This window comes from Nitrospira sp., from assembly GCA_016788885.1.
In the GTDB taxonomy this organism is placed as follows: domain Bacteria; phylum Nitrospirota; class Nitrospiria; order Nitrospirales; family Nitrospiraceae; genus Nitrospira_A.
In genome coordinates, this window is record JAEURX010000048.1 from 38,222 (window position 1) to 50,273 (window position 12,052).

The window sequence follows — 12,052 nt, forward strand, 5'->3', positions numbered from 1 at the left end:
GCCACAGCCAACGCCATCTTCTGGATCGGCACCTGGCAGGGCGCCTCATGGCTACTCTTCGCCAACAGGGCTTGGAGCGCGCCGACTTCCTCTCACGACCCACGACAGTCCACGACTAACTTGGTGACGCCATCCATGAACACACAGGATCCTTACCGACTCCCATCCCACGTCCGGCCGACTCACTACGACTTGCGCATCGAGCCCGACCTCACGGCTCACACCTTTACCGGCCATGAGGCCATTACCCTGACGGTGATCGAGCCGACCTCAGACATCCTACTCAATGCCACAGAGTTGGAAATCTCCTCCGCCATAGTGTCCGCTGAGAGCCAATCGCCCAGAGCCGGAGCCGTCGAGATGGACGACGAGCACCAGCGATGCCGCATCACCTTTCCACACGTGATTCCAGCAGGCACATGGACATTGCATCTGACCTTTCGCGGAACCTTGAACGACAAACTCCGCGGATTCTATCGCAGCAGCTACAAGGACGGCCAAGGCGTCGTCCATTCCCTGGCCGCCACACAGTTTGAGGCCACAGATGCGCGACGGGCTTTTCCCTGCTGGGATGAGCCGCAATTCAAAGCCGTCTTCGCCGTCACATTGGTGATCGATCCCTCACTGACGGCGATCTCGAATACCCGCGTCATCGAGGATCGGCAAGAACACGGGAAGCGTGTGGTCCGGTTTGCCGAGTCGATCAGGATGTCCACCTATCTGGTCGCATTCATCGTCGGACAGCTGGTGCCAACGCCTCCCATCATGGCGCGGCAGACCCCGGTCCGGCTCTGGTCCGTGCCGGGCAAACAACACCTGACCGCCTTTGGACATGAGATCGCCGTTTACTCGCTCAATTTCCTCGCCGAGTATTACGACAGTCCCTATCCTGGCGACAAACTCGATCTGATCGCCATTCCGGATTTTGCCTCCGGCGCGATGGAGAATCTGGGCGCGATCACCTTTCGAGAAACGGCCTTACTCCTCGACCAGCGAACCGCCACCCACGCCGAGCAGGGACGTGTCGCCGACGTCGTGGCACACGAGAATGCCCACATGTGGTTTGGAGACCTGGTCACGATGGCCTGGTGGAACGGGCTCTGGCTCAACGAAGCCTTTGCGACCTTCATGGAAATGCTGGTCGTCGACGCCTGGAAGCCGGAATGGGAACGCTGGACAGCCTTCGGCATCGCCCGTGCCGCAGCCTTGTCGGTGGACGGGCTGCTCAGCACCAGGCCGATCGAATTTCCCGTGCACGCGCCCAAAGAAGCCGAGGCCATGTTCGACGTGTTGACCTATGAGAAGGGCGCATCGGTATTGCGCATGCTGGAACAACATCTCGGACCAACGGTCTTCCGGGATGGAGTCCGCCACTACCTCACGGCGCATGCCTATGGCAATGCAGAGACCACAGATCTCTGGGTTTCGCTGGGACAGGCCTCAAAGCACGATGTTCCGGCGCTTATGAACGAGTGGATTTTCTCACCAGGCTATCCCGTGCTCTCGCTGAGCGTGGAATCATCATCGACCCTCACGCTGCGGCAACATCGCTTCACCTACGCCGAAGATACGTCGACGTCCTCGTCACCATCGGTTGCGCCACACTGGCAGATTCCGATCCAATTGCGCATCGACACCGGACAAGGCACGGAAACCAGGCGTCTGTTACTGGGCGATCGGGAAAGCCATATCCCGTTGCCTCAGGATTGGACGTCGATTCTGGCAAATGAAGGCGGGCACGGATTTTACCGCGTCCGCTACAGCGCGGAATTGTTGGCCCGCTTACAGATGCGAGGCTTGCACACGCTCGATCCGGTCGAGCGATTCAATCTCCTGAACGACACCTGGGCCTCGACCGTTGCGGGGATGGTGGCCCCCGTAGACTACCTCGCCCTCACCGAACATTTTCATGGGGAGCGAGATCCGCATGTCTGGGCCGTCATGTTGGGTTCGTTTTCCACGATGCATCAGCTGCTGGCGGAAGACGATCGCCCGCGGCTGGCCGCGCTCGTCCGGAAGCGACTCGCCACGACGTTTGCCGACCTGGGCTGGACACCCCGTGCCGATGAACGCGAATTGGTCAAGGAGTTACGCGGGGATATCATTCGAGCCTTGGGCACACTGGGGCGCGATGAGGCCATTCAAGCTCAGGCAGCGGAGGCGTTTCGCGAGCTACAGACTCAGACCAGACCCATCGACCCTAATGTCATTCCCGCCTTGGTCTCCATCCTGGCCTTCACAGGGGACGAGGCTCGTTATGAGGACTTCGCCGGCCGAGTCCGTGCAGCGACCACCCCGCAAGAGGAACGCCGCTATCTGTTCTCGCTCGCGGCATTTCGACAGCCCGCTTTGCTGGAGCGAACACTGGCCAAGACACTCACCGATGACGTCCGAACCCAGGATGCGCCCTTCCTCGTCAGCAGCCTACTCCACAATGTCTACATCCGTGAAAAGGCCTGGGAGTTCGTGAAACGCAATTGGGAACGGATGGATCGGCTGTTTCCCAAAAGCGGCCTTCGACGCATGTGTGGAGGCATTGTCGGGCTCTCCACCCCTGACCTGGAGCGAGACGTACGGCAATTTTTTGCCACACGCAAGATCGACCTCGGCGGAAAAAGCCTGCAGCAGTACCTCGAACAACTACACATTGCCGTGCGCTTTGGTGAACGTGACCGCGAGGCGATTCGCACCGTGTTGGCAAGCAAGACGCATTGACCGGAAGGCGAGAGCCGACGCTCGTCACTCGTGCCGTAGCACGCTCAACGGAGGCTGCCCGAGAAGCCGGTAGGTGCTGAGAAACCCGACCAAGAGGGTGAGGAGTATGGTGCACCCCAGCCCGATCCCCAGCAACTCGGGCTCCAACGCCCAGGGTAATTCCAGGATATACCGCAGGATGGCCCACGAAAACGCACTGGCGAGGACGACACCGATCGTCCCCGCCACGCAACCCAGGAGCGCATATTCGGCAGCAAAGGATCGCGCGATCAACCCGCGTGTCGCGCCGAGCGCTTTGAGAATGACCGCCTCATAGAGCCGGCGATACCGTGTCGCGGCCAACGCCGCCGCCATCACCAGCGCGCCGGCCAACAGACAAAAGACCGCCACCGCACGAATAGCCAACGACAAACGATCGAGCACGCGGGCGAAACTGCCCAACACCTCACCGATGTTGATGGCGGTTACGTTGGGAAACGCCGCGACCACTGCCGACTGAAACGCCGCCTCGTCCCGAGGCGCCACGTGAACCGTGGCCACGTAGGTCATCGGCGCACCATCAAGCGAACCCGGAGACATGATCAGATAAAAATTGGTCGAAAAATTTCCCCACTCGACTTTTCGAATGCTGCTCACCTCTGCCTGAATGATGGTGCCCTGGATGTTCAGATCGACCAGCGTACCGACATCGATTCCAAGGCTCTTCGCCGCTTCCTCCTCGACGGACACTTGCGGTCGCACAAGCTTTTGCCCCGGTCGCCACCACGCGCCTCGTACGATCCGGTTCTCCTTGGGCAATTCATCCAGAAAGGTCAGCACGTACTCCCGATTCACATACCAGTTCTTGCGCTTTTCCTCACGTGACTGATTGGGCGCCTCCTCCTGCTCGGATTCACGATCCAGGGTGACCACCCGACCGTCGATGGCATGGAACCGCGAGCGGACCAACGGCGTCAAGTCCGGCGCGACATCGCCGGTTCGTCGATGAACCAGCTCAGCAAACGCAGCGGCCTGATCCGGCTGAATGTCGATAAAAAAGAAGGTCGGCGAATCCGATGGCCGGTTCTCTCCCACCTGCCGCACCAACGCATGTTCCAGCAATCCGATCGCAAGAATCACCATCACCCCGACGCCGAGTGCGACCATCACGCCGAGCGCCTGCCCTCCGGGACGTTGAAGATTGCCGAGCGCCTGTTTGACGGACAACGCCCGCGGCACAGGCATCACGCGCAGTCCCAGCAACAACAGGTGAGCCGCGGCAGTCAACACCACCAGAGCAACCACCAACCCGGCAATGAACAGCCCCCCAATGGCCCACGACCCGGCCTGCCACACCGACAGTCCCGCCAACCCCAGCGCGATACCGGCAGCTGTTGCAGCCCGCATGGGATCCGCGGTGATCATGCGAGCCGCTCGTCTCCACCAGGATGCGCCGCGCAATACCGCCCCAATAGGCGCTCCTTCCACATCGCGGCGGAAAATGGCCGCCGGCTTGATGTCACGGATCGTCAGCAACGGCCACACACTGAACAGCAACGTGGTCAGCACGCCTAAGGCCAGGCCCTTTGCGATCGGAATCAGCGCGGAAACGGAGAGCAGCGCAGAAAATTCGATCTGCTGCAACACATCGGTGGCGAGTAGTGTGGAAACCGCCTGCGGCAAGATCGATTGCAGCATGACTCCGATACCGATGCCCCCCACACTGCCCAGGAAACCCAATCCGACAGCCTGCCCCAAATAGGAGGCGATGATCGTGTGCGTGTCTGCACCCACGGTCTTGAGAATCGCGATAGATTGCAGTTTCTCGCGCAGAAATGCCTGGATCGACAGGGCCACACCGATTCCGCCGACAAACAACGCCGTCAGGCCGACCAGTCCCAAATACCGAGCCAATTGCTCGAGAAACTGCTTGAGCTGCGGTTGCGCATCCCGATAGGAAGACACCCGTGCGGACTCTGCGGTCAGACGACCTCGCAATTCGTGCAGCAGCGGTGATGGAGTCATGGTCCCAGGCAGTTTCAAGAGATGCCGCTCGCGCACACGACTGCCCAGCTTCATCAAATGTGCCGCCGCGAGTCCTTCCTGAGAAATCAGCACGCGCGGCCCCAAGCTGAACATGTTGGCCATACGATCCGGTTCGGTGTAAATCACCCCCGTGATCACGAACGACACATCCCCGATCTTGATCGCATCACCAACCGCCAACCCCAAACGAATCAAGAGCCCATCTTGTACCACCGCACCGTGACAGGCCTCGCGACAGACATTGCCTGAGGGATGCAGCAACTCTGTGAGCGGGCGATCCGGCGCCGTCCTCACCACCCCATAGAGCGGATACCCCGACTCCACGGCTTTTAATTCAACCAACTGCGTCACGTCTGCTGCGCCATTGGCCCGATCGATCCGCGCAACCATCGCGACCAATTCACTCACGCGTGTACTGAGAATTCCGCGCTCCGCGAGCTGCTTGAGCACGGCGAGACCGATATCCCCCAGCGGTCTGGATGCCCGAATCTCGAGATCTCCTCCCAACAACCCCCGTGCTTCCTTGAGCACCGCGCGCTCAACATTGGCCGAAAAGAGGGAGACGCCGACCACCGCACCGACACCCAGCGCAATACAGGCCAGGAAATAGAGGAAATGGCGCCAGGCGGACCGCAATTCCCGCCAGCCCATGATGAGCCAAAAAGGCATCATGAGAGAGAATCAGGCTGGCTCGGCTGGCAGCCCGTCAATTGGTCGGAGGCAATCCGGCCGTCCCGAATGGTGATGACCCGCTCCAGCGTGGCAGCCAACTGCGAATCGTGGGTGACCAGGACCAGCGTCGTGCCCGCGTCGCGGTGCAACGCCATGATCAATTCGATGACATGTCGGCCCGTGGAGGAATCCAAGTTCCCGGTCGGTTCATCTGCCAGCAGAATCGGCGGGCGACAGGCAAAGGCGCGGGCCACGGCCACACGCTGCTGCTCCCCTCCCGACAACTGCACAGGATGGTGCGACATCCGGTGCCCCAAGCCGACGGCCTCCAACAATTCGCACGCTCGCTCACGACTGCGCGGATCTCCGGCGAGTTCGAGTGGAATCGACACATTCTCCAAGGCCGTCAACGTGGGAATCAGATGGAATGACTGAAAAATATATCCGATACTGGCAAGGCGCAGACGAGCCATCGCCTTTTCTCCGAGGCCCGTAATGTCCACCCCGTTGAGGCAAATCGTCCCGGAAGTCGGCCGGTCGAGCCCCGCGATCAGGCCCAAGAGCGTAGATTTCCCGCTCCCGGATGGTCCCACGATCGCGACCGTCTGCTTGTCGGGAATATCTAGGGTGACGTCATCCAGTATTGTCACCAGTTGTCCCCCGGCCTCGAGTTGCATCGTCACATGTTGCGTGGCAATCATACGGTCTCTCATCGGTTGATGGGTCTCAGGCAGCAGCAAATTCATATTATACTGTAGTCATGACAACCCGCTCCGACCTTTTCCCCGCCATCTGGCGCCTCGGCGCAGCGTACCTCGCAACGCTGCTCACCATTGGTCTGTCAGCATGTGATCCATCAACTGCGCCCACATCGCCGCCCTCACCGACTACCCGGTCGGCGCCGCAACCTGAGACCAGAGAGGTCCAGCCCCAGCCTCCCGCAGTCACAACGCCGACTTCACCAGCCAGCACACGCCCCAAAATTGTGGCGTTCGGCGATAGCCTGACGGCCGGTCTCGGAGTCGCGCCCAACCAGTCCTACCCTGCACAGTTGCAGAGACGACTCGATGCGTTAGGATACCCGTACCTGGTGCTCAACGCCGGGGTCAGCGGTGACACCTCTGCCGGGGGGCTCCGCCGCGTCTCCTGGGTTCTCGCAGGGAATCCACATCTGGTGATTCTCGAATTAGGCGGGAACGACGGATTGCGGGGCTTGAGCCTGCAGGAAACCCGTTCGCATCTGGATGCGATCATCAGGCGACTCAAAGAGACGGAGGTGCTGGTGATTCTTGCCGGAATGAAGCTGCCACCGAACTATGGAGAAGAGTACACGAACAAGTTCGAAGCCATGTACAGGGACTTGGCCCATGTCCATTCGCTTCCCTTGATTCCATTCTTGCTGGAAGGAGTTGGGGGACAACCATCTCTCAATCAGGCCGATGGCATCCATCCCACCGCGGAAGGGTATCGGATAGTCGTTGAAAACGTGCTGCAAAGTCTGCTGCCAGTACTGAACAAGCCGGCAGCAGCCAAGGCCGGGACAAAAAAGAAGGCGTGAAACATCATCCCCGCTCACAATGAGCAGAGCAACATTTCACGCCGAACCATCAGGAGGAGTAGGTTAGCTCTTCTTGAAAAAGGTGTCGTATACGCCGAAGCCCAAGATCAGGGCGATCAGGGTGTAGTACAGACCCGTGATACCGCTGTAATCCGGCGGCCCCTCGCTGACATTGGCAAATGCATTCGCTGCCTGAAGGACCCCGACTCCGCCCAAGACTCCCACTATCAGCTTGTTCATGATCTCCCCCTTGTAATCAAGGACTGCCCAAAGAGGCCCGCATTGTACTGAAGGGAAGAGGGATGACGCAAGGGGGTATGAAACGGAAGGATTTGAGAGGATCCTCCACTGGTGGCAGGCACACTATTCTCGCTCGATTGCCTTTACGCCTTGCCGAGCGCTTTCAGCATTGACGCCACGTCTCGACAGGTGCCAGACAACCCCTCTAGACGGCGGCCCTTCTCAGTCACGAGTGTGGCAATAGCCTTGACCTCCCCTTCGAACTGCTCAATATGCCGTGAGAGATCAGCGGTCTTGTTGAGTACGGCCTTCTGCTGCTCCACCTCACGCTGCAGATCATGGCAGATGGCCTGAAGGGATTTGGCCTCCTTCACCGACACCTCCAGATCCTGAGTGAGGCGAGCCACCGTCGCTTCCCGACTGCGAACGTCTGAGTCGAGTTGAATCTGGGTGACTTCACTCTCACGGCGCCGCTCATCCAACTGTTGAATGATGTGCGTCCAGGTTGAAACGAGCCCGGGCTGGATATTGGGCTGTTCGGGAACCGGTTGGCCACCTTGAATCGCCTGCACCACACGCTGCATCCACTCCGTGAATTGTGTCAATTCTCCCAATTTCACATCGCTCGAAGGCGCGGCCGTTGCGGCAGCCGGTTCGACTTGTGGGCGAAGCGTGCTTGGTCTGGCCTTGGGCACGATGCGCGCGTTCGACCACCGTTGATACTCCAGCAACGCCGCCACACCATGCCGGCACATCGGCTGTTCGGGCAGGGTACAAGAACACTTGGCCTCCAGATTGCCATTGGCCAGGCGAATGGTTTGTTCGTACAACCCGGAATTCCCCATGACCGATGAGGTCAATTCGGTGTCTGACGCATCCGTCAGTTGCACCCGACGTTCTGCCTGGTACTGCTTCCCAATCTGAAAAGCTTTCGGCTCCACGACGGAACTGATCATGGCTGCCTCCAGCAACCCCAGGCGGTCAGCCGAACATGCAATTTTGCCCCTCATAGTGTCACCTGTGACATGATTGATCCCACTGAATCGGCCTTGCAGCCTCCCGAACGATCGCCCAAGTCCCATGCTGTTACCATCCGATAGCTACCTGCTCGAGAGGAGACCTGAGTGTACGATAGACACGTCCTCCCGACCATCCCCGCAAGGGAGGGGACGAGAACAGACACGGCAAACGGAAGGCCTCGTTACAGCCTAATCGCTGACTCTCCTTATCGGCACCGCCGGGGAGCGCCTTGAGATCCCGGGGGCGTCAACCAGACAAAATCCGCGATTCCTTCCAGCATCGACTCGGACAGCTCGGCGGCTCGCTCAGGCTCAAACGTTGCCAGGTAGACCGTCACCTGCTTGAGTCCGGCAGGTTCCCGTCGCGCCACACGGTTCGGGACTGGCAATCGATACTGCACGTGCCCCCCACCGGTATAACTCACAACCGGGCCCTGGGAGAGATCCGCAGCAAGTCTGATCCTGTCGAACACTGCAGCGATGGTCTTGGCCATCCCCTCATCCCGCACCATGGAGGCCTGATACATGGTCAGATAATCTTCAGGAGCCCCACCTCCGTGACAAGCCTGGAGCTGTGACAGGATTCGGGAACGGTACGCCGAATCATCGACGATGGTCTCTCCCTCCATCCCCCACTGACGCCACTCCGGCTGTCCTTTCGCCAGATCGAGTCCCTGCTTCACGACCTGGCGAATCAGGGGCTTCGGCGGGTTCATTGCCACCAAGGAGAGCTGGTGCTCTCGGGCAAACTGCACGAGCGGTTCGTAATCCTCGAAGGCGCCGCCCCAGTTCTGCTTCCAGCCGACGCGTTCGAGAAAGTCTGCCCGAGATGGCTCTTTCGACGTGAGGTAGCGATCGAGCTCCGCCTGCCCGTCCCAACCGAACATCTCCATCGCCAACACAGGCCGCCGCCCACGATCGGCCAGCGACCGAAGAACCACCAAGGCAGCATCGATATGCGCGCGATTATGATGCTCCTCGCCCAGATAGATGACGTCATACCCGGCCAATTGCTCCAACCACTTCTCCATCGACACCGCGCGGCCTGATCTGGCATCCAACACCTGCCCGGGTGCCCATTCATCCCCCGGCTGCCCCACGGATACGACTGCGGGGCCTTTCGCCTGGCACCCCCACACATTTAGCAGCAGCACCGCGAGAATGAAGAATCTCTCGCCCCTCTTCAACCAGCTTGTGCATGCACGCATGTCGAATCTCTGCATCACGCCTCCTTCACATGCGCATCGCACGTCCGTCATCGCGACTCGCTTGACTCCTTTACGACAGGCTCGATACTCTGCGCAACGCCATTTCACAGCATAGCATCTGCACACACCGGATGTGCGCTTCACCATCTCGTCTAGTCATGGCTATTGAGCCTCACCAGTCGGCCGTGTTTCGCAAGCAGATTGCTGCTGCTCGGTCCGCCGATCCAACCGCGTGGGACGCCTCGCGTCACCTGGTCCATCCGGCAGCCTGGCCCACGACGCGAGACCAACTGATCGCGGCCATCGCGGCCTCGACCGTTCCGGACGACATCAAACACAGCCTCATGGCCGCCTTCACATCCGACCAGGGCGCGACGGATCGCACATTCTCCACTGATGTACTCAAAGAGCTCACCGGGTTACCAGCCACCAAAGGCCTGCGCGCCCTCTGCGTCTTCTTTGGATTGCGGGTGAACTCCCCCGCCAAATGGCCGATCCCCTCCATTGCACCTGCGGCGATCGACTCGTTCCTGCAACAACACCGCAACCCCTTTGAGCTGCTCACGGATCACGTTCCCGCATCGGTGCTGGATCTGGGCGCGGGCGATCTCTCCTTTGCGGAAGAACTCGCCAGCATGTATGGAACATCCCTGGCGGCGCAACAGAGGCCGCTGATCCTGCACTGCCTCGACCGGTTGAACCCGAACTCGCAACTCGGTGGGCCTCTACATGCCCATCCGCTTCGTCTTAGCCGATTACGGGCCACGCCGAATCTGGACTTTCGCTTCTACGGCGATCAAGACATGTTTGGACTGGACCTGCTGGAACGAGACCAACGTCTGGCCACCCGCTATCTCATCGTCACCTGTTGGGCCCCGGCCACGCCGACCTTTGCGTATGAACCGACTCGCCTCTCTCCGGCCTGCCTCACCGAGGAATTGCGCCGCACCAAAGGAGATTCCCGGCAGGTCCGGCATGGGAAAGAGTCGGCACTCGAGGTCCTGCATGGAGGACGGAGCCTGCTCTTCCCCCCGTGGAAATTCGATATCCGCGGCCCGCTCGCCTTGCTGGAGTTGATGGCCTCTCGAGGGGCCCTGTGCGTACTGGGAGCGGTTGATTCTCAGGTGTTTTGGGAAATTCTCTCCCAGTTGGTCGATGATCCGGCCATGAGACCGCCGGATGTGATTCTTTCGGCACAGAATCTACCGACCGTGTTCGGAAAGATCTATGATCGCCTGTCCGCCCTCCCACCAGGGCAGCCTTGCCGGCTGGCCGACCTCACACCATTGCGAAGCCAATTCCCCTCTGTGCTGCACACATCGACCAGTCAGACCGCACCGTATCGATTCCGACAGGTGACGATCCAACGTGGTGCCTTATTCGAGGGCATTCCCGCCAGCAGCACCGCCAGAAAGTTCCAAGGGATGGCGGAAGAAACTCCCCCCTGGTTTCTCAGCCTCGTACCCGAACCGCTCGACGTCACGTGACCGACTGAGGACAGCCCACAAGGCCTGCCCTCGCCGTCCTCTGCTTCACTGCACGAACAGCCGGATAAATTGACGGTCTCCAGACCCTTTGTTAGACTTCGAACATACACACCATGTGCCGAAGATAACCCTCGTCACCAACACTCCATCGTGAATTCTTCTCACTCTATCAAACTGTTACAGGACAATATCGCGCAGGTGATCAAGGGCAAGTCGCGCGTGATTGAACTCGCGGTCGTCTGTCTGTTAGCCCGAGGACACCTCCTGATTGAGGACGTGCCCGGCGTCGGCAAGACCACCTTGGCGCACAGCTTGGCGCGCTCCCTCGACTGCTCCTTCAAACGGATTCAGTTCACCAGCGACCTCTTGCCCTCCGACATCGTCGGGATTTCCGTCTTCAATCGCCAGAAACAATCGTTCGAGTTCATCCCCGGCCCCCTGTTCGCCCACATCGTGCTGGCTGATGAAATCAACCGCACGACGCCGAAAACGCAGAGCAGTCTGCTGGAAGCGATGAGCGAGGCCCAGATTTCCGTGGACAACCAAACCTACCCGCTGCACCAGCCATTTATGGTCATCGCCACGCAAAACCCTGCGGAGTATCACGGCACGTTCCCGCTTCCGGAGTCTCAAATGGATCGATTCCTCATGCGCCTGCGCATCGGCTACCCCACGCCAGACGAGGAACGGAAGGTGCTAGAGCGGCCTCAATCGCTGCATCCCGCCAGCGAGCTGCAACCCGTCCTCACCGCACAACACATTCTGGATCTCCAAGCTCAGGTCGAAAAAGTCAGGATGGAGGAGAGCCTGATGGATTACCTGCTGGCAATCGTCCACGCCACCAGGCACGCCGAAGTGCTGTCTCTCGGGGTGAGCACGCGAGGCGCACTCGCACTGACCAAGGCGGCCAAGGCGCTTGCACTGGTCCGAGACCGAACATATTGCCTGCCCGAGGACATCAAGGAACTCGCTCCGGCCGTCCTGTCCCATCGAGTGATGCTGAGCCGTGCCCAAGGCGCGCGGGCGAAAAGCGTCGAACAGGCCGAAGGGGTGATTCACGATCTGCTCGAGAGCATTCCGGTTCCCGTGTGACGCAGCCCAGCACCCGAACACAGGACCGGACGAGCC

General features: G+C 59.9%; 8 protein-coding genes and 1 pseudogene. 4 read left to right on the forward strand and 5 right to left on the reverse strand.

Translation table 11 applies throughout. The annotated features are described in order from the left end of the window. Positions 1 to 135: 135 nt before the first annotated feature. Entirely contained in the window at positions 136 to 2,715 is a 2,580-nt protein-coding gene (locus JNL86_13000; protein MBL8043827.1) for a M1 family metallopeptidase, read from the forward strand. 24 nt (positions 2,716 to 2,739) lie between these two features. Here JNL86_13000 and JNL86_13005 read toward each other — a convergent pair whose 3' ends face one another. Both JNL86_13005 and JNL86_13010 read right to left on the reverse strand, forming a co-directional pair. After that, positions 2,740 to 5,412, reverse strand: a complete 2,673-nt coding sequence (locus JNL86_13005; GenBank protein ID MBL8043828.1) for an FtsX-like permease family protein — start codon at positions 5,410 to 5,412, stop codon at positions 2,740 to 2,742. Next, complete coding sequence (locus JNL86_13010; GenBank protein ID MBL8043829.1) at positions 5,409 to 6,125, reverse strand: ABC transporter ATP-binding protein; 717 nt, start codon at positions 6,123 to 6,125, stop codon at positions 5,409 to 5,411. The genes JNL86_13005 and JNL86_13010 overlap by 4 nt, the downstream gene beginning before the upstream one ends. A 260-nt stretch (positions 6,126 to 6,385) precedes the next feature. Between JNL86_13010 and JNL86_13015 the strand changes: the two are divergent. Further along, positions 6,386 to 6,970 (forward strand): annotated as a pseudogene (locus tag JNL86_13015) (arylesterase). A 63-nt stretch (positions 6,971 to 7,033) separates the two neighbouring features. On the opposite strand, the gene JNL86_13020 reads toward JNL86_13015, so the two are convergent. From JNL86_13020 to JNL86_13030, 3 genes are all read right to left on the reverse strand, one after another. Then, positions 7,034 to 7,210 carry a hypothetical protein gene (locus JNL86_13020; GenBank protein MBL8043830.1) on the reverse strand — a complete coding sequence of 59 codons (177 nt, stop codon included), beginning with the start codon at positions 7,208 to 7,210 and terminating at the stop codon, positions 7,034 to 7,036. 143 nt (positions 7,211 to 7,353) lie between these two features. Next, positions 7,354 to 8,166, reverse strand: coding sequence for a hypothetical protein (locus JNL86_13025; protein ID MBL8043831.1), 813 nt, complete (start codon positions 8,164 to 8,166; stop codon positions 7,354 to 7,356). Positions 8,167 to 8,435: 269 nt separating this feature from the next. Then, positions 8,436 to 9,452: a ChaN family lipoprotein gene (locus JNL86_13030; GenBank protein MBL8043832.1), complete on the reverse strand. Its 1,017-nt coding sequence runs from the start codon at positions 9,450 to 9,452 to the stop codon at positions 8,436 to 8,438. A 143-nt stretch (positions 9,453 to 9,595) separates the two neighbouring features. Here JNL86_13030 and JNL86_13035 point away from each other — a divergent pair, with 143 nt between their 5' ends. Together JNL86_13035 and JNL86_13040 are read left to right on the forward strand one after the other, a co-directional pair. Continuing rightward, positions 9,596 to 10,924 carry a hypothetical protein gene (locus JNL86_13035; GenBank protein ID MBL8043833.1) on the forward strand — a complete coding sequence of 443 codons (1,329 nt, stop codon included), beginning with the start codon at positions 9,596 to 9,598 and terminating at the stop codon, positions 10,922 to 10,924. 150 nt (positions 10,925 to 11,074) lie between these two features. Further along, positions 11,075 to 12,016 (forward strand): MoxR family ATPase, encoded by a 942-nt coding sequence (locus JNL86_13040; protein MBL8043834.1) that lies wholly within the window; start codon positions 11,075 to 11,077, stop codon positions 12,014 to 12,016. The last annotated feature ends 36 nt before the right edge of the window (positions 12,017 to 12,052 follow it).